The 23,323-nt window shown below is 72.3% G+C and carries 20 protein-coding genes and 1 pseudogene; 14 read left to right on the forward strand and 7 right to left on the reverse strand.

Going from position 1 to position 23,323, the window contains the following annotated elements; genetic code table 11:
• Positions 1-29: 29 nt before the first annotated feature.
• Positions 30-1,487, reverse strand: coding sequence for a cellulase family glycosylhydrolase (locus OG559_RS25145; protein WP_405107834.1), 1,458 nt, complete (start codon positions 1,485-1,487; stop codon positions 30-32).
• Between the two features lie 369 nt (positions 1,488-1,856).
• Positions 1,857-2,870 (reverse strand): LacI family DNA-binding transcriptional regulator, encoded by a 1,014-nt coding sequence (locus OG559_RS25150; protein ID WP_405107837.1) that lies wholly within the window; start codon positions 2,868-2,870, stop codon positions 1,857-1,859.
• A gap of 472 nt (positions 2,871-3,342) precedes the next feature.
• On the opposite strand from OG559_RS25150, the pseudogene OG559_RS25155 reads away from it, so the two are divergent.
• The 5 genes and pseudogenes from OG559_RS25155 to OG559_RS25175 all read left to right on the forward strand — a co-directional run.
• Positions 3,343-4,526: pseudogene (locus OG559_RS25155) on the forward strand (Cmx/CmrA family chloramphenicol efflux MFS transporter); the annotation flags it as partial.
• Positions 4,527-4,628: 102 nt separating this feature from the next.
• A complete protein-coding gene (gene araB / locus OG559_RS25160; protein WP_405107840.1) occupies positions 4,629-6,296 on the forward strand; it encodes a ribulokinase in 1,668 nt (555 codons plus the stop codon).
• A 216-nt stretch (positions 6,297-6,512) separates the two neighbouring features.
• Positions 6,513-7,148, forward strand: coding sequence for an RICIN domain-containing protein (locus tag OG559_RS25165; RefSeq protein WP_405107842.1), 636 nt, complete (start codon positions 6,513-6,515; stop codon positions 7,146-7,148).
• A gap of 143 nt (positions 7,149-7,291) precedes the next feature.
• Complete coding sequence (locus OG559_RS25170) at positions 7,292-8,227, forward strand: ion transporter (RefSeq protein ID WP_405107845.1); 936 nt, start codon at positions 7,292-7,294, stop codon at positions 8,225-8,227.
• Positions 8,228-8,324: 97 nt separating this feature from the next.
• On the forward strand, positions 8,325-9,080 hold the full coding sequence (locus OG559_RS25175) for a dienelactone hydrolase family protein (RefSeq protein ID WP_405107848.1): 756 nt from the start codon (positions 8,325-8,327) through the stop codon (positions 9,078-9,080).
• 129 nt (positions 9,081-9,209) lie between these two features.
• Here the strand turns inward: OG559_RS25175 and OG559_RS25180 are convergent, their stop codons facing one another.
• A complete protein-coding gene (locus OG559_RS25180; protein ID WP_405107851.1) occupies positions 9,210-10,208 on the reverse strand; it encodes a DUF1996 domain-containing protein in 999 nt (332 codons plus the stop codon).
• Positions 10,209-10,457: 249 nt separating this feature from the next.
• On the opposite strand from OG559_RS25180, the gene OG559_RS25185 reads away from it, so the two are divergent.
• Complete coding sequence (locus OG559_RS25185; protein ID WP_405107853.1) at positions 10,458-11,177, forward strand: hypothetical protein; 720 nt, start codon at positions 10,458-10,460, stop codon at positions 11,175-11,177.
• A gap of 15 nt (positions 11,178-11,192) precedes the next feature.
• Here OG559_RS25185 and OG559_RS25190 read toward each other — a convergent pair whose 3' ends face one another.
• Complete coding sequence (locus OG559_RS25190; RefSeq protein ID WP_405107856.1) at positions 11,193-12,551, reverse strand: glycosyl hydrolase family 18 protein; 1,359 nt, start codon at positions 12,549-12,551, stop codon at positions 11,193-11,195.
• A 135-nt stretch (positions 12,552-12,686) separates the two neighbouring features.
• Here OG559_RS25190 and OG559_RS25195 point away from each other — a divergent pair, with 135 nt between their 5' ends.
• Positions 12,687-13,253 carry a snapalysin family zinc-dependent metalloprotease gene (locus tag OG559_RS25195; protein ID WP_405107859.1) on the forward strand — a complete coding sequence of 189 codons (567 nt, stop codon included), beginning with the start codon at positions 12,687-12,689 and terminating at the stop codon, positions 13,251-13,253.
• A 180-nt stretch (positions 13,254-13,433) separates the two neighbouring features.
• Here OG559_RS25195 and OG559_RS25200 read toward each other — a convergent pair whose 3' ends face one another.
• Both OG559_RS25200 and OG559_RS25205 read right to left on the reverse strand, forming a co-directional pair.
• Positions 13,434-14,363 carry a diacylglycerol/lipid kinase family protein gene (locus OG559_RS25200; protein ID WP_405107862.1) on the reverse strand — a complete coding sequence of 310 codons (930 nt, stop codon included), beginning with the start codon at positions 14,361-14,363 and terminating at the stop codon, positions 13,434-13,436.
• An 80-nt stretch (positions 14,364-14,443) separates the two neighbouring features.
• Positions 14,444-15,271: an amidohydrolase family protein gene (locus OG559_RS25205; protein ID WP_405107865.1), complete on the reverse strand. Its 828-nt coding sequence runs from the start codon at positions 15,269-15,271 to the stop codon at positions 14,444-14,446.
• 110 nt (positions 15,272-15,381) lie between these two features.
• Here OG559_RS25205 and OG559_RS25210 point away from each other — a divergent pair, with 110 nt between their 5' ends.
• The 7 genes from OG559_RS25210 (at position 15,382) to OG559_RS25240 (ending at position 22,054) form a co-directional block, all read left to right on the forward strand.
• Entirely contained in the window at positions 15,382-16,629 is a 1,248-nt protein-coding gene (locus tag OG559_RS25210) for a M20 family metallopeptidase (protein WP_405107868.1), read from the forward strand.
• A complete protein-coding gene (locus OG559_RS25215; protein ID WP_405107871.1) occupies positions 16,626-17,627 on the forward strand; it encodes a Gfo/Idh/MocA family protein in 1,002 nt (333 codons plus the stop codon). Before OG559_RS25210 ends, OG559_RS25215 begins: the two co-directional genes overlap by 4 nt.
• Before the next feature lie 13 nt (positions 17,628-17,640).
• Complete coding sequence (locus OG559_RS25220) at positions 17,641-18,936, forward strand: ABC transporter substrate-binding protein (RefSeq protein WP_396672888.1); 1,296 nt, start codon at positions 17,641-17,643, stop codon at positions 18,934-18,936.
• Positions 18,937-18,998: 62 nt separating this feature from the next.
• Positions 18,999-19,958, forward strand: a complete 960-nt coding sequence (locus tag OG559_RS25225) for a carbohydrate ABC transporter permease (RefSeq protein ID WP_387017921.1) — start codon at positions 18,999-19,001, stop codon at positions 19,956-19,958.
• Entirely contained in the window at positions 19,955-20,788 is an 834-nt protein-coding gene (locus OG559_RS25230; protein ID WP_396672887.1) for a carbohydrate ABC transporter permease, read from the forward strand. The genes OG559_RS25225 and OG559_RS25230 overlap by 4 nt, the downstream gene beginning before the upstream one ends.
• A gap of 79 nt (positions 20,789-20,867) precedes the next feature.
• The gene (locus OG559_RS25235) at positions 20,868-21,221 is read left to right on the forward strand and encodes an L-rhamnose mutarotase (protein ID WP_405107876.1); all 354 of its coding nucleotides are present in this window, start codon (positions 20,868-20,870) and stop codon (positions 21,219-21,221) included.
• An 86-nt stretch (positions 21,222-21,307) separates the two neighbouring features.
• The gene (locus OG559_RS25240; protein ID WP_405107878.1) at positions 21,308-22,054 is read left to right on the forward strand and encodes a metallophosphoesterase; all 747 of its coding nucleotides are present in this window, start codon (positions 21,308-21,310) and stop codon (positions 22,052-22,054) included.
• Positions 22,055-22,100: 46 nt separating this feature from the next.
• Here OG559_RS25240 and OG559_RS25245 read toward each other — a convergent pair whose 3' ends face one another.
• Positions 22,101-23,231 (reverse strand): mandelate racemase/muconate lactonizing enzyme family protein, encoded by a 1,131-nt coding sequence (locus OG559_RS25245; protein WP_405107881.1) that lies wholly within the window; start codon positions 23,229-23,231, stop codon positions 22,101-22,103.
• Positions 23,232-23,323: the final 92 nt, after the last annotated feature.

Here is a 23,323-nt window from a genome sequence, read left to right on the forward strand (position 1 = left end):
GGCGGTCCCACCGGGTACGGGTGGCGGGCTCAGCTGGTGGGGAAGTTGTCCGGGGTGCGGATCCGGTTGCGCATGAAGGTGCCGGAATCGGTCAGCACGGAGGGGCCGGTGTACGTCCCGCCGTAGCAGGTGCCCGGGCGGAACGCGGCGCTGCCCTCGTCGGCGTCCGAGAACGTCCAGTTGGCGTAGCTGATCTTCAGCCGGTCGAGCAGGTCCAGCCAGGCGGTGCTGCTGGCCGCGTCCACCGCGCCGCCGCCGGTGTACGTGACGGTGCCGAACTCGGTGACGAACATGGGCAGCCGGGCGGCGGCGCGCTCCAGTTCGGCGCGGTAGCTGTCCCTGTGCGAGGCGGCGTAGAAGTGGAACGCGTACATGATGTTGCCGGCGTTCACCGGGTTGTTGACGACCTCGGTGGAGTTGCCGCCCTCGGACACCCCGAGCGAGGACCAGGCGCGGGTGCCGACGACGATGACCGCGTCCGGGTCGTTGGCGCGGATGACCGGGATGACCTGTTCGGCGTAGTTCTTGATGGTCGACCAGCTCACGCCGTTGGGCTCGTTGGTGATCTCGTAGATGACGTTGTTCTTGCTGGCGTGCCGGGCCGACACGGCGGCGAAGAACGTCTTGGCCCGCGCCAGGTTGAACATCGGGTCGCCGGGCGTCAGCGTGTGGAAGTCGATCAGCGCGTACATGCCGCGCTCGGTGGCCTCGTCGACCAGCGTGTTGACCCGGTTGGTGAAGCCGGCGGGGTCGGTCTCGTAGCCGTCCTCCTGCACGTACATCGAGACGCGCAGCAGGTCGGCCAGCCAGTCCTTGGACAGCGCGTCGAGGGACGCGTCGTTGTAGCACTGGGAGAACCACTGGAGGCCGTGGGTGCTCATGCCCCGCAGCTGGATCGGCTTGCCGTACTGGTTGCACAGGTTGACCCCGCACACCCGGAGCTGGCCGTTGATCGCCACGGGCGTCGTGCCCCCCGGCGGCGGCGTGGTGGGCGGGGGCGTCGTTGGCGGGGGAGTGCTGGTCGGCGGCGGCGTGGTCGGCGGCGCGGTGGTGGGCGTCGTCCCGCCCGTGCACACCGTGCCGTTGAGCGTGAACGACGTCGGTGCCGGGTTGCTGCTCGTCCAGGAGCCGTTGAAGCCGATGTTGGTGCTCGCTCCGGTGGCCAGCGAACCGTTGTAGCTCAGGCTCTGCGCGGTGACGGCGCTGCCGGTCTGGTTGAAGGTGGCCGACCAGCCCTGCGCCACCCGCTGCCCGGAGTGGGGGAAGCTGAAGCCGAGGGTCCAGCCGTTGACCGCGGCCCCGAGGTTCTTGATGGTGACCGAGGCGGTGAACCCGCCGGCCCAGCTGTTGGTCGTGTAGGTGACGGCGCAGCCGGTGGCCGCGATGGCGTTGGTGGCCGGCAGGACCGCCGTCGCGCCCAGGGTCAGCGCGCCGACGGCGCCTGCCATGGCCAGGTGTCGTCGGGACGGGCGGGGGACTCTCTTCATCGGACCGTCTCTTCCGTCGGGGGTGGTGGGGCGGGGCCCGGGACGGGGGTCGCCCCGGCGGTGGGGGTGTGGTGCGGGACGTGCCTACGCGCGCATCCGCCCGATCGGCGGAGTCCTCGGGAGCGCTCCCACGGCAGCTTAAAGGCGTCCGTAACCTTCATGCAACATGTCGATACATCGAAGTCCCGGAAGCCTGCTGCCCGGTTCGGCGACCACGGACGCCGGCCGGCTTCGTGCGGCGGTGCCGTGCCCTGCGGTGCCTGCGGTCCCGTGTGGTACGTGCCGTGCCATGCGGTGCCTGCGTCCCGTGTGGTGCGTGCCGTGCCTGCGGTGCCTGTGGTCCCGTGCGGTGCGTGCGGCGTAGTGCGGTCAGCGGGCGCGCGTGCTGTGCCGGACGATCAGCGGGGTGGCGAGCTCGATGCGGTGGCTGCCCAGTTCCTCGCCGTCCATCAGGTTGAGCAGCATCCGGGCGGCCATCCCCGCCATCTCGGTCAGCGGCTGGCGGACGGTGGTGAGCGGCGGCACCACCCATCGCGCGGCGTCCAGGTCGTCGAAGCCGACGACGCTCAAGTCGTCGGGCACCCGCAGCCCGCGCTCGTAGAGGGCCTCGTACGCCCCCCAGGCCATCTCATCGGAGCACGCGAAGATCGCGGTGGGCGGCCGGGTCAGGTCGAGCAGGGCGTTCGTCTCCCGGTAGCCCGACGGTGAGGTGAAGTCCCCGGCGCGGACGTAGCCGGCGGGGATCCGCCGCCCGGCGGCGTCCATGGCGGCGCGGTACCCGTCGACCCGGGCCCGGCTGCACGGCACGGCGGCCGGCCCGCCGATCACGGCGATCCGCTGGTGCCCGAGGCCGAGCAGGTGCTCGGTGGCGGCCCGCCCGCCCGCCCAGTTCGTGGCGCCGACGGAGGGGATGGCCGCCTCGGGCTGCCCGGCCGGGTCGATGATCACCACCGGGATGCCCAGCTCGTCGAGCTGCCCGCGCTGGCCGGTCGAGATGTCGGACAGCACGAGGAGCACGCCGTCGCAGCGCCGGGCGGCGAGCTGCTCGGTCCACCGGCGGTCGGGGCGGTTGCGGTGCCGGCCGTGCACCGCGGAGACGACCACGCCGAACCCGGCACGGTAGGCGAACTCCTCCACCCCGTCGATGATCTGCATCGCCCACGGGCTGCCCAGGTCCCGCAGCACCAGGTCGATCAGCCCGGCCCGGGCAGCCGGCCGGCTGGACCCGCGCGCGGTGTAGCCACGCTCGTCGAGCAGCGTCTGCACGCGCCGGCGGGTGCCCGGCGCGACGTCGGGTCGGCCGTTGAGCACCTTCGAGACGGTGGGGACCGACACGCCGGCGGCGCGCGCGATCTCCGCCAGCGTCGCCCGCCGCTGCTCCATGACATCTCCCTCACGAGGTCGGCCCGGCCGCAGCATATCCCGAAACTTTCGGCGGTCGGCCCTCCCGGAACCGCTGCCGCTCCAGTCGTCGCGGGCGTTTCCTCCTCCACCACCGCCCGACAGCCGAAACATCTCCGAAACCTCCGGTCGCCCGGGGCCGGCCGCGGACCTCGATGGCCAGCATCTTGACGACGACGTATGTGAACGCTGTCGTGGGGGGCGAGGGTGACGACACGCGCCCCGGGGCAAAACCGGTTGCGTGATGACCGGTGGTCTTGAGTAGTGTTCGCGCCATGTCGAGCCCTGAGGCATCCAAGGTGGGGGCTTTCGGTCACGCCGTCAGCCCCCTGAACCACTGAGTTCATCGCCCGCTCCCCAGCAGTCTCGCTGCATGGGACATTCGCGTGCGCCCCTGGGGTGCTGGCCGCGGTGACGAGACGTCTCCTCGTTTCCTCTCACCTCGGAGCTCTTGATGCCTCTGCCGCTCTACCTGCTTGCCGTGGCGGTCTTCGCCATGGGCACCTCGGAGTTCATGCTCGCCGGCCTGGTGCCGGACATCGCCACAAGCCTCGGCGTGTCGGTCGGGGCCGCCGGGCTTCTGACCTCGGCGTTCGCTGCCGGGATGATCGTCGGTGCGCCGCTGATGGCGGCGCTTGCGCGCTGGTGGCCCGCCCGGGCCAGCCTGCTGGGCTTCGTGCTGGTTTTCGCCGTGGCCCACGTCGCAGGCGCCCTCACCACGAGTTTCGCGGTTCTGTTTGTCACCCGGGTGATCGCCGCCCTGGCCAACGCGGGCTTCCTGGCTGTGGCACTGAGCACGGCGGCCACGCTCGTCGCGTCTGATCAGAAAGGGCGCGCGCTGGCGGTGCTGCTCTCGGGCACGACGGTGGCCACCATCGCCGGGGTTCCCGGCGGTGCGGTGCTCGGCACGTTGCTCGGCTGGCGGGCGACCTTCTGGGCGATCGCACTGCTCTGCCTTCCCGCTGCCTTCGGCGTCGTGAAGGGCATCCCGGCCCGGGTCGGAAGGACCCCTCGGGACGCTCGGGCCGGCTTGTCTCTTCGGCACGAGATCGCCCAACTCGCGATGCCCAGGCTGGTCCTGGTCATGCTGCTCGGTGCCCTGGTCAACGCTGCCACCTTCGCCACGTTCACCTTCCTGACACCGATCGTGACCGACACCGCCGGCCTGGGCGAGCTGTGGGTCTCGGTCGTGCTGGTGCTCTTTGGCGTTGGGTCCTTCGTCGGCGTCACCCTCGCGGGACGGCTCTCCGATCAGCGTCCCGGCCTCGTGATCGCTGTCGGTGGCCCGTTGCTCTTGCTCGGCTGGGTCGCGTTGGCGGCCCTGGCTGCCCAGCCGGTGGCGCTTCTGCTCCTCGTGTTCGTGCAGGGCACGCTTTCCTTCGCATTGGGCAGCACCCTGATCGCCAGGGTGCTCTACGAGGCAGCGGGCGCCCCCACCATGGGAGGGTCGTATGCGACCGCGGCGCTCAACATCGGTGCTGCCGGTGGCCCCGTCGTTGCGGCAGCGACCCTCGGGGCCGATGCTGGCGACCTCGGTCCGGTGTGGGTCAGCGGCCTCCTGGTGGCGGTCGCACTGCTCATCGGCCTGCCGCTGCGGCGATTCGTCGCACCCCGCGTCGGCCAGCCGATGCGATGACCCACGCGAGCGCCCCATTGCGGGTCGCGGGTCGCGGGCCGAGGGACGGCGGCGACCGATCGAGCGTTGCCGCACATGTCGTGAGCGGGTGAGCGGAGGGTGTCGTGAGCGTTTCGCCAGGGCCGGGGGACCGGTACGTCGTCGGTGTCGACTACGGCACGCTGTCGGGTCGGGCGCTGGTGGTGCGCGTCGGCGACGGCGCCGAGCTGGGCACGGCGGTGCACGACTACCGGCACGGCGTGATGGACTCGGTGCTCGCCGTCGACGGGCGGGCGCTGCCGGCGGACTGGGCCCTGCAGGACCCGCAGGACTACCGCGACGTGCTGCGACACGCGGTCCCGGCCGCCCTGGCCGCCAGCGGCATCGACCCGCGTCGCGTCGTCGGCGTCGGCATCGACTTCACGGCCTGCACGGTGCTGCCCACCCTGGCCGACGGCACCCCGCTGTGCGAGCTGCCCGAGCTGCGCACCCGCCCGCACGCCTGGGTCAAGCTGTGGAAGCACCACGCCGCCCAGCCCCAGGCTGACCGGATCAACGCCCTGGCCCACGCCCGCGGCGAGCCGTGGATCGGCCGCTACGGCGGGAAGATCTCCGCCGAATGGCAGTTCGCCAAGGGCCTGCAACTGCTGGAGGAGGACCCGGAGGTCTACCACCGGGCCGAGCGGTGGATCGAGGCCGCCGACTGGATCGTCTGGCAGCTCTGCGGCGTCGAGACCCGCAACGTGTGCGGCGCCGGCTACAAGGGCCTCTACCAGGACGGCCGGTACCCGTCCCGGGACTACCTGGCCGCCCTGCACCCCGGCTTCGCCGACTTTGTCGCCAAGATCGATGGCCCGCTCGCCCCGCTGGGTGCCCGGGCCGGCGGGCTGACCGCGCGGGCTGCGGCGTGGACCGGCCTGCCCGAGGGCGTCACCGTGGCGGTCGGCAACGTCGACGCCCACGTCACCGCCGCCGCCGCGCGGGCCCTCGACCCGGGCCGGCTGGTCGTCATCATGGGCACCTCCACCTGCCACATGGTCAACGCCACCGAGCTGTCCGAGGTGGCCGGCATGTGCGGCGTCGTGGACGGCGGGATCAGCGCCGGCTCCTGGGGCTACGAGGCCGGCCAGAGCGCCGTCGGCGACATCTTCGGCTGGTACGTCGCGCACGCCGCCCCCGCCGGCTACGCCTCGCACGAGGCGCTGACCGCTGCCGCCGCCGCCCAGCCCGTCGGCGCGCACGGCCTGGTGGCGCTGGACTGGTGGAACGGCAACCGCTCCCCGTTGGTCAACCACGACCTCAGCGGGCTGATCGTCGGGCTCACCCTGGCCACCCGGCCGCCGGACGTCTACCGTGCCCTGCTGGAGTCCACCGCGTACGGCACCCGCATGATCATCGAGGCGTACGCCGAGGCGGGCGTGCCGGTCGACGAGCTGATCGTGGCCGGGGGGCTCACCGCCAACGCCCTGTTGATGCAGATCTACGCCGACGTCACGAAGCGTCCGCTGGGCATCATCGGCTCCGCGCAGGGCCCGGCACTGGGCTCGGCGATCCACGCGGCGGTCGCCGCCGGCGCGTACCCCGACGTGCCGGCCGCCTCGGCGGCGATGGGCCGGGTCGACCGCGACGTGTACCGGCCCGACCCGGAGCGGGCCCGCGCCTACGACGCGCTGTACGCCGAGTACCGGCGGCTGCACGACCACTTCGGCCGGGGCGGCGACGACGTGCTGTTACGCCTGCGCGCCATCCGCAACGCCGCCCGGCGGGCGGTCGACCACGACCCGGCCGGGTAGGCGGCGGCCCCCTCGGGGCGATGGCATGAGCCCGAAGCTGCGCGCCAAGGCGACGCGGCCCACCGCTCGGATCGCGCGGCCGACGCTCCCGGCCGGGGCGCTGCGACGAGTCGACTCTGCCCGGTGCTGTCCGGGAAACCACCGGACAGCACCGGCCTCCGCGATGCTGGATCGACCTGGTCACCGTCCGATTACCACAACAGGTAAGGAGCTGTAGTGATCGAAGTAAGCGGAAAGACACAGTCGGGAAGCCTGCCCGGCAGGTCACGCGATCGCCGGAGGACCCTGCGTGTCACGCTGGAGTCGCTGCTCGGTGTGTTCCTGGCCAGCAGCCTGCTGCTGCTCGGCGCCGGAGCAGCCCAGGCCGGTGCCGGCACGCCGCAGGCTCGGGGAAGTGCGGCACTGGGAACTCAGGCGATCGACTACTACGAGTTCCGCGCGCAGCACAGTGAGAAGTGCCTGGACGTGGCGAACGCCAGCACCGCCCACCTCACACCGATCGTGCAGGGCAACTGTTGGGGCGGGACGAACCAGCACTGGCGGTGGATCGCGGTCGGGAACGGCTACTACGAGATCCGGGCGCAGCACAGTGACAAGTGCCTGGACGTGGCGAACGCCAGCACCGCCCACGGCACGCCGGTCGTGCAGGGCAACTGCTGGGGCGGGACGAACCAGCACTGGCGTTTCGTCCTGCTCTCCAACGGCTTCTACGAGATCCGGGCGCGACACAGTGACAAGTGCCTGGACGTGGCGAACGCCAGCACCGCCCACGCCGCCCGGGTCGTGCAGGGCGACTGTTGGGGCGGGACCAACCAGCACTGGCGGCTCGCGTACGCCGGAACCTGGGGCTGATCCCGACGGTGCTCCTGTGGTGGGTGAGGCTCCGCGCTCGTGGCGGGGCCTGACCCCGTCGGTGGCGGTCATCGTTCGACGTGGCTTGCGTACGCCCCCCGGCGCGTGACGTCGCCGGTCGGTGCCCTCGGTAGGGTGGGGCCATGCTCGACGTACCCTGGCCGGCGTCGACCGAGGACCGACCGGGGCGCCGGGCCGGGCCGCCAGGGCTGGCCGGGTGGTGCCTACGGGTCGTCCGGTCGCGGCTCTTCGAGGTCGCCATCGTCGTGCTCATCATGGCCAACGGGGTGGTGCTCGGCGTCGAGACGTACCACGACCTGGGGGCGGCGCGGCCGGTGCTGCAATGGTTGGAGTGGGTCTTCCGGGCCGCCTTCGTCGCCGAGATCGCCGTCCGGGTGTTGGCCTACGGTCGCCGGCCGCAGGACTTCTTCCGGCACGGATGGAACGTCTTCGACTTCGTCGTGACAGTCGCGATCTTCCTGCCCGGCCTGCACGGCGACTCCGCGCTGCTGCGCGTCGTGCGGGTCGCCCGGATGCTGCGGTTGGTGCGGTTCTCGCCCGGGCTGCGCACCATCGTCGCGGCGTTGTTGCGCAGCCTGCCGGGCGTCGCCGGCTTCCTCGCGCTGGCCGGGGTGACCCTTTACGTGTACGGGATGGCCGGCTGGCTCATCTTCGGCGAGGCCCAGCCGGAGCAGTACGGCGACATCGGACGGTCGCTGCTGACCCTGTTCGTGCTGCTGTCCCTGGAGACGCTGCCGGACCTCGTCGAGCAGGGCATGGCCCTGTCGCCGTGGACCCTGGTCTACTACGTCAGCTACGTCATCATCACCGTGAACCTGCTGCTGAACATCCTGATCGCGGTCATCGTCAACTCGATGGAGGAGGCCCGTCGGCTGGAGATGACCGAGCGGCTCGCGCCCGGCCACGACGAGGACGGCGACGGGGTGCCCGACGAGGTGGACCGGATCGCGCTCACGCAGCGGCTGGACGACCTGCGGGCCGTCATCGGCGAGTTGGAGCGGGAGCTGCGCATCGACCGGGACGACCGGCCGCCCCGACCGCGCCGCGACCCGGGCTGACCGCGCCGCGACCCGGGCTGACCGCGCCGGCGGGCCGGAGCGGGGCCGGCGACCGGGCGGATAGGGTGCGGCGGGACGACGACCGACGGAGGATGACGTGGCGCACACGACGACGGTGGACGTGCCGGTGGGCGACGGCGTCGCCGACGCGATCCTGGCCCGGCCGGACGGCGACGGACCGTTCCCGGCCGTGCTGTTCTTCATGGACGCGTTCGGCCTGCGACCCCGGCTGGTCGAGATGGCCGGGCGGATCGCCTCGCGGGGGCACGTCGTGCTGGCGCCCAACCTGTTCCACCGGGCCGGCCGGGCCCCGCTGTTCGACCTCTCCCGCCTGAACGACCCGGAGGAGCGCGGCCTGGCCTTCGAGCGGATCATGCCGCTCGTCGCCGCGCTGACCCCTGAGGTGGTGGCCGGGGACACGGCGGCCTACCTGGACTTCCTGGCCACCCGGGGCGACGTCGCGTCCGGCCCGGTCGTGGTCACCGGCTACTGCATGGGCGGTACGAACGCCCTGCGCGCCATCGAGGCGCATCCCGACCGGATCGCGGCGATGGCCAGCTTCCACGCCGGCCGGGTCGTCACCGACTCGCCGGACAGCCCCCACCTGGGCATCGGCTCGGTGACCGGCGAGCTGTACTTCGCCCACGCCGACCAGGACCGGTCCATGACGCCCGAGCAGATCGCGACGCTGGAGGCGGCGCTCGACGCGGTCGGGGTCCGGCACCGGTCCGAGCTGTACGTCGGCGCCGCCCACGGGTTCACCATGGCCGACACCGCCGCCTACGACGAGCGGGCCGCCGAGCGGCACTGGGCCGCCCTGTTCGACCTGCTGGACCGCACCTTCCGCGGCTGAGCGCGACCGGGGCTCGGCCGCCCCGGCCGCCCGCTTCCCTGCCCCCGTCCGCCTGCCCGCCCCGTCCGCCTTGATCGACTTCAGGTCAGTGACATCGCGGTCCCGGTCGGCGCGCGCCGCCGTGCCGGGTCACTGCTGGATGGGTCTGCCGTCGTTGCCGCAGATGTAGCCACTGACGACGCACTGCTGGACCCGGTCGGCCAGGGCCTGCTCGTCCCAGGCGTTGAAGAAGTCGCCGTGGAAGGTGTAGCCGGGGGCCGTGGTGACGTTGGCCCCGTCGCGGGTGCCGCCCAGGGTGAGCCCGGTCCCGCGCACGTCGTACGTGATGAGGTACTCCAGCCGGGGCACGGGCACCGGGTGGCTGGTCGGGCAGGTGCCGCCGACGCCGCCCAGGCCGAACGCCATGTGGCTCTTGTGGTCGGCGCTGTCCAGGTTCCTCCCGTCCCAGCAGGTCGGGAAGTCGAGGTACGTCTCCAGCCTGGAGCCGGCCGGGCAGACCGGTAGGTCGCGGCTGGCCTGGGGGATGCCGACGCAGTTCCACCGGGCCGCCGGGTTCTGGTCGGGGTTGGTCGCGAGGGGGTTGCCCACCACGATCCGCAGGCCCTGGGGGTACGGCCGGACGTTCGCCCGGTCGGTGATCCCCTGGTAGTAGATCCGGACGCTCTGCGGCGCGACCGCCGTGCCGTTCTGGTAGAGCGTCGGCACCCAGTACGCGGACCTGTCGGCCACCGGGTTGCAGGTCGTTCCGCCGGCCCGCAGCGAGGTGAGGGTGGAGTACGCGTTCGTCGAGGTGTTGCCGAAGAACTCGTGCATGTGCGAGGCGCCCGGCTGGCCCGGCCGGACGATTGGGTCATCGTTGGCGCGTCCCTTGCTCGGGCAGTCGGCCCGGAACTCCGAGCCGCGCACCGGGGCGAGCTGGAGCTCCAGGGCAGCCCGCTCCTGCACCGGGCTGAGCACGTACGCGTGGTCGGCGTGGCCGCTGGACGCCGCCTGCGCGTCGACGGCGTCGCGGCCGGCCAGCACCCCGCCGGCGACCACGGTCAGCAGGGCGACGGTCAGCGCGCCGGCTCGGCGCAGGTACGGGTGTCCGGTCGGATCGTTGCCGCCACGCCCTCGGGTGAACCGCATGCTTCCTCCTCGCCCGGCGCACCGGGCACCGGCCCGGGATCGCCGGGCCGTCAACGGGACGGATGGGGGGTGAGAGCGCTCTCACCTCTCAGGAGAACCGAAGTGGGCGACAATTGTCAATGTGGTCGAGAGTGGGTTTCGCTCCACTCCGCACGGGTGGGCCCGGGGGTCAGGAGTGCGGTCTGCCTGCGCTGTCCGGCCGCCTGACGACCGGCCTACCGGATCGTCCAAGATCGCTAGACTCGCCGCATGCCGGACACCACTCCAACCTGGCGCACCGTCGAGGACGATGTCGTGCGGGGGCGGCAACGCCTGATCTTCGTCCGTGAACGAGACCACTACGTTCTGACCACGCTCTGCGTCTACACCGACGGCGTCGTCGTCTGGCAGTGGAAGGCGACCGACTTTGACGGTCTCCGTGCCGCGTTTGACGACGGCACCCTGACCCTGGCGCCGCCCGAGGGCTCGAAGATCATTGTCGCCGGCACTGCCGCCGGCGCGGCGGGGCTGGAGTCCTGGCTGACACCCGAACTGGTGATCGGCGACCTCGCCGACGAGGTGGACCGGCTCAATGACCGGCCGGACTCCTCCGGACGCTGCTGGGACGCACTGATCGCGTACGCCTCCGAGCCGAGCCGGACCAACCTGGAGATCGTCCGCGAGCGGTACCACGCGGTGCCCGGACACCGGCGGATCTACCTGCTCGGTGACATGGACCAGAACGACGTACCGGTGCGGATCCTGCTCGCTGAGCTGGGCGAGACGATCCCGGCCCGGCACCCGGACCGCACGCTCACCGTGACGCCCGAGGCGCGGGAGCGGGCGCTGGAGTACTTTCGCCGGAGTGAGCGCGCTGTCGCCGAGTCGCGGGAGCGGAACGCGGTGGACGGGCCGGAAACAGCGATCGCGGTTCGGAGCTCGCGGGGCGGTGAACGGAATCACCGGCCCGGAAAAGGTCCGGGCCGGTGATCCGGAACTGCTCGGTCAGCGGCCCTGGAGGGATTTCACGTTGTCGCCGAAGGTCCAGCTCTTGGAGCCGTCCCAGTTGATCGACCAGGTCATCAGGCCCTTGAGCCCGCTGACGCTGTTGTACGCCTGCGACACCAGGGACGGGGTCATGTAGCCACCGCCCGCTCCGGGCTGCGCGGGAAGGCCGGGCACCTGCTTGTCGTACGGGACCTTGATCGTAGTGCCTTGGATCGTCAGCCCGTTGTTGAGGCACTGGGTCTGCACGGTGAAGCCCTGCACGGTGCCGGCCGAATAGGAGTCGCCGGAGCAGCCGTACATCGAGCCGTTGTAGTACTGCATGTTCAGCCACCACAGCCGGCCGTTGTCGGCGTACTTCTTGATGATCGGCAGGTACGCGCCCCAGATCGAGCCGTAGGTGACGCTGCCGCCGGTGACGTACGCGGTCTCCGGTGCCATGGTGAGGCCGAACCCGGCGGGCATCTGGGCGAGCACGCCGTCGATGATGCGGATCAGGTTCGCCTGCGACGCCGAGAGTTGGTTGATGTTGCCGCTGCCGGTGAGGCCGGTCTCGATGTCGATGTCGATGCCGTCGAAGTTGTAGCGCTTGAGGATCGGCACGATGGTGGCGACGAACCGGTCGGCGACGGTCGCCGAGCCGAGGTCGATGCCGGCCGTCGCGCCGCCGATGGACATCAGGACGGTCAGGCCGGCGGCTTTGGCCCGGCACATCTCCGCCGGGGTGGGCACCTTCACGGTGACGTCCATGCCGTCCTCCCACAGCGCGGTGCCGTCGGCGCGGATCACCGGGAACGCGGTGGTGACCACGTTGTACCCGTGGGCGGTGATCCGGGAGTCGGTGATCGGGATCCAGCCCAGCGGCGGGTGCACGCCGTTGGCCGCGCCGTCCCAGTTCTCCCAGTATCCCTGGAGCACCTTGCCGGCCGGCCTCGGCTTGACCGCGCAGGTCTCGGTGCCCGGCGGGGGTGTCGTGGTCGGTGTCGGCGTCGGCGTCGGCGGTGCGGTCGGCGACGCGGTGGGGGAGGGCGACGAGGTCGCGGTGGGGGTGGGGGTGGGGGTGCCGTCGCAGGCCCCGAGGTCCTTCCACAGCGCGGGCGTGGCTGCGGGGTTCCAGCCCGCGCCGGCCGGCGGGGTGTGCGTAACGAGGGCCTGGTAGAGCCGGCTGGCGTAGCTGACCCGGGTGCCCGCCGGATAGCTGGTGCCCTCGGCCCAGCCGGGGGCGGAGCAGGCCACGGCGGCGGCCCTAGCCGGGTCGGTGGCCGCCGCGGCGAGACCGCCCGTGGCGGTGATGGCTCCGGTGGCGACGACCAGCGTCGCCCCCGCCAGCAGGGCGGTGGCCCCGCGTCGAAGTCTCATGACATCTCCTCTCGTCGATGGGCGGGAGCGTATCAGTAAAGATTGTTAAATATAAAGAGGCGTTGCTATCGATCTATGTCGATGAATACGCTGACCCGGTCCCCGCTCGCCCCGTCACTCAGTGGAGCGTGACCCATGCGTCTGTCCAAGGTGTCCCGGATCTTCGCCACCCTCGCCGCCGCCGCGATGGCGACGCTCGGCCTCACCGCCGTGCAGGCCGCGCCGGCCTCCGCCGCCGTCCGCAACGTCTGCTACAACACCAGCCAGGCTGGCCCCTTCGCCAGCTACGCCAACCAGGCCGCCACGATCTGGAACAACTACACCAACAACATCAACATGGCCCAGTGCGGCTCGAACCTGGTGATCTCCTACACCTACGGCGGCGGCTCGTACGCCCAGCGCACGAGCCTCGGCAACGGTCGCGTGGTCATCGACTACTACCAGGCCCAGCAGTACAGCCCGCTGCGGATCATGACCCACGAGATCGGGCACATCCTCGGCCTGCCGGACAACTACAACGGTAACTGCGCCCTCCTGATGTCCGGCGGCAGCGCCGGCACCTCCTGCACCAACCCGTACCCGAGCTCCGCCGAGGCCGCCAGGGTCGACTCGCTCTTCGGCTTCGCCGCACGTACCGCGACCGGCGCCGGCGTCTTCACCGGCAGCTGGCCGGCCCCGGCAACCGCCGGCGCCCAGCGCTGATCCCCCGACCACCCACCACCCCGGGCCGGGGTCGGCGCACCGCGCCGGCCCCGGCCCCACCCTGCGCGGTGAGCAAGAGGTTTGCGTCGGACTCGGGCCGCAACCTGACGCAAACCTCTTGATCACCGCTTCAGCGCGGACGGCCGGAGGGCGTGCGGCCTGGAGCGGTGTGGCGGCCGGTCAGCGGTCCTCGGTGTCGGCGGGGGCCATCACCCGCAATGCGTTGGCGGCCAGGCCGATCCGGATCGGGGTGTGGCCGCACAGCTCGCCGTCGACCTCGACGCGCGCCGGCCGGTCGGTCTCCAGCCACAGCTCGCCGACGGCGAGGAACGGGGTCTCGGCCAGCGTGCGGCGGTGACCCGTGGCCGCGTTGCGGGCCGTGTCCCGCAGCAGCTCGCGCCGGGTCGGCCCGCCGACCGGGTACGCGACCAGCAGCCGGTCGTCGGCGTCGGCGTCGGCCGTGATCGGCCGCCCGGCGTGGAAGCCGCCGTTGGCCACGTAGATCTGGTGGGTGTGGAACTCGTGCGTCGTTCCCCCGGTTCGGACGGTGGCCCGCAGCGCCCGGTGCCGGGCCAGCAGCGCCAGCGCGGTGGCCGGGTACGCGAGCCGGCCGGTGACCCGCTTCAGGGCGGGGGGAGTCCGGAGCATGATGTCGGCCGACAGCCCGACGCCGACGTGGTTGGCGAACGGCACGTCCCCGGCCAGCCCCAGGTCGACGTCAATCACCTTGCCCTCGGCCAGGACGGCCACGGCGCTGTCGAGATCGAGCGGGAGGCCGAGGGTGCGGGCGAAGTTGTTGGTGGTGCCCAGCGGCAGCAGTCCCAGCGCGACGTCGCGGTGGGCGAGCAGCCGCGCAGCGGCGCTCTGCGTGCCGTCGCCGCCGCCCGCCACGAGCAGGTCCGGCCCGAGCGCGAGGGCGTCGTCCAGGCTCCGTTCCAGCTCGCCGGGGCGGTCGGCCGGGTAGCAGCCGAGCAGGGTGAAGCCGGCCTCTGCCAGCCGGGCACGGGCGTGCTCGTAGAGCCGGCGGCCCTGACGCGAGCGGGCGTTGACCACCAGCGCCGCCCGCCGCTCCCGCCGGATGGCCGCGCCCAACTCCTGCTTCGTCCGCATGGGTGCCGACCCTATCTCCGCCCGGCCCCGGGGGTCCCGCCGGAACTCCGCTGGGCCTCGGGAACGGGGGATCGACTGCGTCAGCGCCGGCCCAGGGCGCGGCGGAGGTTGCCGCCGAACACGTCGGCCGCCTCGGCGGCGGAGAGCCCGTCCAGCCCGACCGGGTGCAGCGTCTGCGCGAACGACACGTGGTCCAGGCTGGGGGAGAAGTCCGAGCCCCAGTACAGCCGTGCCGGGCCGAAGCGGTCCAGCAGCAGGTCGACGAACGGCCGGGCGGCGGCGTGCGGGTACGCGTCGGCGGGGTCGCTGACGGCGTACAGGGCGGAGACCTTGACCCCGACGTGCGGGAGCCGGGCCAGCTCGGTGAGCGGGGCGAGCCGGCCCGCGACCGCCTCCGATGTCGGGACCGTCGCGTGCCGGCCGGGCAGGCCGAGGTGGCTGAGGAGCACCGCGCACCCGTCGAGGGCGGCCATCGCCCGACCGAGCCGGCCGGCGGCCTCCGGGGCGGCGTTGAGGCTGACCACCGCCGCCGCGTCGTTGAGCGACCCGGCGGCCGTCGCGGCCCAGCCGGCGAACGCGTCGGCCGAGGCCGGGTCCGGCAGGTACGCGGCGACGCCCGCGAACCCCGCCGACCGGAGCCGGTCCAGGCCGCGCCGGTCCGTGCCGGTGGCCGGCAGGTAGGCCAGCGGCGCGATCCAGTCGTGCTCGGCCGCGAGCCGCGCGAGATGGCCGTTGTTGCCGGCGAACTCCGGTGCGCCCTCGTAGCCGACCACGAGCGCCCGGTCGATGTCGTGTTCGCGGCGCAACGTCTGGTAGACGGCGAATTCGTCGCCCCCGGCCGGGGACCGTCCGTAGCGGCCGGGGTAACCGTCGGCGAACAGGTGCAGGTGTGCGTCGGCGCGTGGCATGGCCGGACCCTAGCCGATTCCGGCAGCCCCATTGACGTGGGAGGACCCCTCCTTTAGGTTCTTGTCTCAATTAGGTCCGGATTATCGGCCGCAGGCGAGGGGTGGACCGCGTGGTGCAGGCGCACGAGGACGTTGACGATCTGGTACGGCTGCGTCGGCAGCTTCACCAGCACCCGGAGCTGCGGTTCACGGAACGGCAGACGGCAGCGGTTCTCGCCGAACGGCTCGCCCCGATCGCCCGGGTCCGCTCCGGAGTCGCCGGCACCGGCCTCGTAGCCGAGATCGAAGGACGTGCGTCAGGCCCCTCCGTTCTGCTTCGGGCCGATATGGACGCCTATCCGGTCCAGGACGCCAAGGAGGTGCCCTGGGCGTCCGGCAACGCCGGGGTCTGCCACGCCTGCGGGCACGACGTGCACATGACCGTCGTGCACGGCGTCGCGGCCCGGCTCGCGGCCGACCCGCCCGCCCGGGGCTCGGTGACCGTGCTGTTCCAGCCGGCCGAGGAGATCCCGTTCGGCGAGGACTCCGGCGCCGCCGCGGTGCTCGCCGACGACGCCCTGCGCGGCCGTCGCTTCGACGCCGTCCTCGGCCTGCACTGCTGGCCCGACCTGCCGGTCGGGACGGTCGGCGTGGACCGGATGACCGCGATGGCGGCCAAGGACGCGTTCCGGGTCGAGGTGCTCGGCCGGGCCGCGCACGCCGCCACCCCGGCGCTCGGCCGCGACGCCATCCTCGGCCTGGCCGGCATCATCACCCTGCTGCACGCCGGAGTGGCCCGCTCCCGCAACCCCCACGAGCTGGTCGCCTTCAACATCGGCACGATCGACGGCGGGGCCAGCCAGAGCCAGGTCGCCGAGCGGGCGGAGGCGACCGGCACGCTGCGCACCCACGACGAGGCCACCCGCGCCCGGCTCAAGGAGGTCATCGAGCGGATCGCCCGGCAGCAGGCCGCCGCGCTCGACCTCGGCCTGCGGTTCACCTGGGCCAACGAGATGCCCCCGGTGCGCAACGCGGCCTCGCTGGTGGCGCTCGCGCACGCCGAGCTGCCCGGCCTGGTCGAGGTCGCCGACCTGACCGCGCCCCCGCTGACCACCGACGACTTCGCCCTGCTCGGCGCGCTCGGCCCCAGCCTGTACGTCAAGCTCGGGGTCACCGGGGAGCGCGGCGGCGCGCCGCTGCACTCCGGCGCGTTCGACGTGGACGAACGCTGCATCGGGGTGGGGGTGACCGCCCTGGAGCGTCTCACCCGGGCCGTCCTCGCCGGCCGGCTCGCCGAGGCCGGCGCCGACGAGCCCGACGGAGCCGGTGAGGCTGCCCCCGGCGACCGCGTCGCCGCCGACGAGGCGGTCCGCGCATGAGCCGCCCGTCGGTCGCCGTGGTCGGCGCGGGGGCGTTCGGCGTCCGGCACCTGGCCGCGTACCGGTCGCTCGGCGTGCCGGTGCGGGCGCTGGTCGAGCCGGACGCCGCGATCCGGCAGCGGGTCGCCGTCGAGTACGGGGTGCCGCAGACGTACGCCTCCGTGGCGGACCTGCTCACCGCCTCCCCGCCCGACGCGGCGTCGGTGTGCGTGCCCGGCCCGGCGCACCGCCCGGTGGCCGTGGACCTGCTCACCGCCGGGGTGCCCGTGCTGGTGGAGAAGCCGCTGGCCGCGACCGTCACCGACGCCGCCGCCATCGTGGCCGCCGCCGGGCGCACCGGTGTGCTCTGCCAGCCGGGGCACATCCTGCGCTACAGCGCCCCGCACCGGGCCCTGCACGACGCGGTCCGCGCCGGCCGGCTCGGCGACGTGCTCGCCGTCTCGTCCCGCCGCGACCGGCCCCGGACGCTCAGCCGGCTCTTCCCGCGCGAACACCCCGCGCTGCTCACCGCCGTGCACGACATCGACCTGGCCCTCTGGTACGCCGGAGCGCCCGTGGTCGAGGTCCGCGCGGCGGCCCGGACCCGACCCGGATCGGCCACCCCGGTCCTGGTGTGGGCGGAGCTGCGGCACGCCAACGACGTCGTGTCGTCGATCCGCAACAGCTACCTGCTCCCCGAACACACCCCGAACCACACCTCGGACCTGGTCGAGGTGTACGGCACCGACGGGGTCGCGCACGTCGACCTCGGCCACCCCACCCTGCTCGTCCAGGGCGAATCGACCGAGGCGCCCGACTGGCTCCTCTCCCCGGTCGACGGCGGCGGAGCGCTCGCCGCCGAGCTGCGGCACTTCCTCGGCCAGGTCGACGGCACCGAACCGACGGCGGTCGTCCCGCTCGCCGACGGCCTGCACGTCGTGCGGGTCGCCGAGGCCGTGGCCGACAGCGCCACCGCCGGCGGCGCGGTCCGCCGGATCCCCCCGAGCCCCCACTTGTGACAGGAGCTACCCGATGTTTCGACGGAGATTGGCCGGCGTCCTCGCCGCCGGCATGGCAGCCGCCGCGCTGCTGACCGCATGCGGCGGCGACGACGCCGCCGGCGGCCCGGTCACCCTCAAGGTGCTGACCTGGGAGCCGGGTGGCACCGAGTACTGGAAGCAGGTCAAGACCAGCTTCGAGGCCGGCCACCCGGACATCAAGCTGGAGATGCAGTCCGTACCGTTCGACAAGTACCCCGAGGTGCAGGGCCCGTACATCACCTCGCAGTCGGGGCCGGACGTGATGGCCAACAACGCCGGGCTGGAGCTGTTCGACCGGCGCGGCGCGTACGTGCCGCTGGGTGACAAGGCCGCCGAGATCACCAAGGACCTGGTCACCTACAGCGGCGCCTGCGAGGGCTTCGACACCGCCAAGCCCTGCTACGGCGTGCCCTTCTCCTACCAGGGCAACGTCCTCTACTACAACAAGGCCGTCCTGACCGCCGCCGGGCTCGACCCGGAGAAGCCGCCGGTGACCTGGGACGAGTTCGGCGCGGCCTGCGACGCGGTGAAGAAGGCCGGCAAGACCTGCCTGGCCCTCGGGCTGTCCGGCACCTTCCCGGCCTACTGGGACTTCCCGGAGATCGCCCGCAACTACCTCACCGAGGACGACATCCGCGCCCTGCTCGCCGGCAAGCTGTCCTGGAAGGACCCGAAGCTCGTCTCGGTGCTGGAGAAGCTCGCCGAGATCACCACCAAGGGCTGGGCCAACAAGAACGCCCCGTCGATCACCATGCTTCCCGACGGCGCCGACATCTTCCAGCGCGGCGACGCCGCGTTCGCCGGCACCATCATCTCCGACGCGGTGAACTGGGAGGCGTTCGGCAAGGCCCTCGGCGACGACAAGCTCGGCGTCACCCGGTGGCCGGCGGTCGACCCGTCCGCGCCGCTGGCGCAGAAGTTCTCCGGCATCGAGGGCGCCGTCTACGGCGTGACCCAGTGGAGCGAGAAGAAGCAGGCCGGCCTCGAGTTCATCAGCTGGCTGGCCGGCAAGGAGAACGGCGAGCTGTGGGTCAAGCACGGCAAGGGCCAGCCGCTGAACAAGAACGTCGACAAGGCGCTGCTGCCCTCGTCGCCGGCCTTCCAGAAGATCCAGGAAATGGTCGCCCAGCCGACCCTGCACGCCGGGGTGATGCTCTCCGGCCCCGAGGCCGACGCCCTGGCCCGCGGCTGGCAGCAGGTCACCCTCGGCCAACTCACCGTCGACAAGTGGGCCGACCAGATGCAGCAGGCACTGGAGCGTAGCCCGACGAAGAAGCAGACCAAGTAGCAGCATCCGGGCGGGGCGACGCCGTGTCGCCCCGCCCGGCCAGCCCGGGGGAAGGAACCCTGATGACGATCTCCACCGCGCCGGTGTCGGAGCCGGTGGCCGCCGACACCCCGCCCGCGCCGGCCCGCCGCCCGCCACGACCCGGGCGGGCCCGGGAGTGGTGGCTGGCCGCCGCGCTGGTGCTGCCCGCCCTCGTGCTGGCCGTGCTGTTCAAGCTGGTGCCCCTCGTGCGGGGCGTGCTCACCAGCTTCGAGTCGTCCAGCGGGTTCGGCGGCAGCGAGTTCGCCGGGGCGGACAACTACACCCGGATGTTCGACGACTCGATGGTCCTCACCAGCTTCCGCAACGCCCTGCTGGTGGTGGCCACCCTGCCGGTGTGGATCGTGCTCCCGCTGGTGCTGGCGCTGCTGATCCACCAGCGCTCGCCGGGCTGGAAGTTCTTCCGGGCCGTCTACTTCGTGCCGTACACCATCGCGCCCATCGTCGTCGGCATCATGTTCCGGCAGATCCTCTCCCCCGACGGGCCGCTGAACGCCCTGCTGCGCGGCGTCGGCCTGGAACCGCTGGCGATCGAGTGGCTCAACGGCCGGTACAGCGCGCTGTTCTCGCTGGTGGCGGTCGCCCTGTGGAGCTTCTTCGGGCTCGGTGTGATGACCTATCTGGCCGGCCTGTCCACCATCCCCGACGAGATGCTGGAGGCGGCGTACCTCGACGGCGCCGGGTTCTTCCGGCGGCTGTGGTCGGTGGTCGTGCCGATGCTGCGCCCGACCGTGGCGTACTGGAGCGTGGTCTGCGCCTCCGGCGTGCTGATCTGGCTGTTCCCGCTGATCTACGCGCTGACCCAGGGCGGGCCGGGCGACGCCACCATGCTCCCCGAGTACCTGGTCTTCCTCACCACCTTCCAGTTCCTGGACCGCGGCTACGGCTCGGCCATCGGCATCGCCCTGTTCGTCTTCGTCGCCGTGCTGTCGATCTTCAGCGTGCGGCACATGTTCACAGAGGGGACCCGCAAGCCGCGATGAACCCGCGCCACTCCGCCCGGATCGGGCGCTACCTGCTGACCTTCGCGCTGGTCGTCGTCGCCGTCGCGGCGATCTACCCGCTGCTGTTCACCGTGGTCAGCTCCCTGAAGACGCAGTCCGGCTTCGCCCACGACCCGCTGGGCCTGCCGGCCGGGATCACCCTGGACAACTACTTCGAGGCGTTCCGCCGGATGAACATGCCCCGGCTGCTGCTCAACTCGTTGATCACCACGCTCGGCGGGCTGGTGCTGTCGGTGCTCGCCGCGCTGTTCGTCGCGTACGCGGTGACGAAGATGCGCTTCCGCGGCGGGAAGATCGTCTTCCTGCTGATCATCGTGACGCTGACGATCCCCAGCCAGGCGATCATCTACCCGCTCTACCAGACGGTGCTGGACCTGGGCATGTCCGGCCAGTACCAGGGCCTGATCCTGGCGTACGCCGCGTTCGGGCTGCCGCTGGGCACGTACCAGCTCGCCGGGTACTTCCAGCAGATTCCCGACGAGCTGATCGAGGCGGCCCGGGTCGACGGCGCGGGACACCTGACCATCCTGTTCCGGCTGCTCGCCCCGATCGCCACCCCGGCCCTGGCGGCGCTGGCCATCTTCAACTTCGTCTGGATGTGGAACGACCTGCTGCTGCCCCTGGTCATCATGGGCGGCTCGGACAGCAAGACGCTGATGGTCGGCGTCTCCATGCTCAGCGGCCAGTACGACGTGTCGGTGCCGCTGGTCAGCGCCGGGCTGATCGTCGCCCTGCTGCCGGTGCTGATCATCTACCTGGTCTTCCAGCGGCAGCTCGTCTCCGGCGCGCTCGCCGGCTCCGGCAAGTGACGGTTTCCGGTCGACCCAGGGCGGCCCCCTGTCCACCCGGGCCGGTGGCTGCCCTGCCCCCGGCCCGGCAGGGCGTCCGGTGAGCGCGACCGCCGGGCCGGGGGAGCAGGTCTGCCACCTGTACCGGTTGCGCCCCGGCGCGGAGGCCGAGTACGAGCGCCGCCACGCCGAGATATGGCCGGAGCTGTCCGCGCTGCTGGACGAGGCGGGCATCTACGACTACGCCATCTACCGGCGCGACCTGCTGCTGATCTGCGTGCTGCGCACCCGGTGGGGCTTCGCCCGCGCGGGCGCGGTCACCGGCGCCTCGGACGTGCAGGCCCGCTGGACGGCGTCGCTGGTCCACCTGTTCGCCGAGATCGCCGACGCCGACGGCGAGCCGCTGTGGGCGCACCCGGTCTTCCACCACCCCGGCCGCGCGCCGACCCGCTGAACTGTCGCGCCGCTACCTGACGCGGGCATGATCAGCGAGCATGCTTCCCCTAATGCCCAGGATGAGAACAGCCATTGGGGGGAAGCATGCTCGTCATCGCGCATCTCAGCGACACGCACCTCGACAGCCATCCTCGGTCAGCCGAACGGACCGCCCGGGTGATGGACCACCTGCACGCCCTGCCCCGACCGGTCGACGCGATCCTGATCAGCGGGGACATCGCCGACCACGGCGAGGTGGCCGAGTACCGGACCGCCGCGAAGCTCTTCGCGTCCCCGCTGCCTGTCATGCTCTGCCCCGGTAACCACGATGTCCGCGACGCGTACCGCAGGGGCCTGCTCGGTGACGAGGGCGGCGGCAACGGCCCGATCAACACCCGGTACGACGTCGCCGGCGCGGTCTTCCTGCTCGCCGACTCGTCGATTCCGGGCGAGGACGACGGCCACCTCGACGCGGAGACCATGGACTGGCTCGCCGACCAACTCGGCTCGGTGCCGGCCGGGACACCGGTCTTCGTCTCCTTCCACCACCCGCCGGTCGAACTGCACCACCCCGTCATCGATTCGATCCGGCTGTTTCCCGCCGAGCCGCTGGCCGCACTGCTGGCCGCTCATCCGCAGGTCGTCGCGGTCCTGACCGGGCATTTCCACACCGCCGCCGCGAGCACCTTCGCCGGGCGGCCACTGCGGATCGCGCCCGGCGTCGTCTCCACGCTCCGGCTGCCCTGGGAGGGTGACGGGCCGCTGGTCGATCTGCGGCAGCCGCCCGGGGTGGCGTTCCACGTCCACGACGATGCGGGGCTGCTGACCACCCACTACCGGGTGGTGGTCTGAGGATGCGGGGTCGCCGCGGGCGGCGGCGGGCAGCAGGCGCCCTTCCCTAGACCGCGTACGCGACCGAACCGTCGGCGCGCAGCGGGATGCGGGTCAGTGGCCGGCCGGTCAGGTCCAGCGGTCGCTCGTCGGCCAGGTCGAGCGTCACGCCCAGCCCCGGGGCCTGCGGCACCGGCAGGAACCCGCCCTCGCGGCGCACGCAGGCCCGGGCCGGCCCGTCGGCGAGCCGGTCGTCGATCGGGGAGTACTCCTGGGTGACGAAGTTCGGGATGACCGTGTCGAGCTGCACCGAGGCCATGGTCAGCAGCGGGCCGAGGCAGTTGTGGGTGACCACGGCCGCGTGGTACGCCTCGGCCAGCGCGGCGATCTTCCGGCCGTGGCTGAGCCCGCCGGCGAGCCCGATGTCGGGCCGGACGTACTGGGCGCCGCCCTGGGCGAGCAGTTCCTTGAACTCCCAGATGGTGTGCAGCCGTTCCCCGTTGGCCATCGGCACGCCGAGCGCACGGCGGGCCACCTCGGCCTGGCTGCTCACGCTGTCGATCTGGATCGGGTCCTCCACCAGCAGCGGGTGGTGCCGGGCCAGCGCCGGCACGACGGCCGTGGCCTGCAACGGGGTGAGCTTGCGGTGCAGCTCGACGAGCAGGTCGACGTCCGGGCCGACGGTGTCGCGCACCGCCGCCGTGGTGGCCTCGGTCTCGGCGACGAGGCGGGCCAGCGACACGTCGCCGTAGTCGGCGGGCAGCGGGTCGAACTTCACGGCGGTGAAGCCGTCGGCGACGGCGGCGGCGGCCTCGGCCGCGAGGGCCTCCGCCCCGGTGCCGCCCAGCAGCAGGTGCAGCCGGATCCGGTCGCGTACCCGGCCGCCGAGCAGCTGCCACACCGGCACGCCGAGCCGCTTGCCCAGCAGGTCCCACAGGGCCAGGTCGACGGCGGAGACGGCGGCGGTGAGCACCGAGCCGCGGAACGGCCCCATCCGGTAGAGGTGGTGCCAGTGGTGCTCGATCCGGTCGGGGTCCGCCCCGAGCAGGTACGGCCGGAACGTCTCCACCACGGCGTGCACCGCCGTCGGGTATCCCCAGCAGGCGGACTGGCCGACCCCGGTCAGCCCGTCCGACGTGCGCAGCTGGACGAAGTGCGCGTCGCCGCGCACCACGGACTCCACCTCGGCGATCTCCATGCCCGCTCCCCAAATTAGAGACCAATAACGGCCACAAACTTGCTTGTGCACTCTTCCATAGCCTTGGACTGCTGGTCTAGGCTCCTCAACCA

The sequence above is a fragment of the Micromonospora sp. NBC_01405 genome (genome assembly GCF_045040155.1).
GTDB lineage: Bacteria > Actinomycetota > Actinomycetes > Mycobacteriales > Micromonosporaceae > Micromonospora.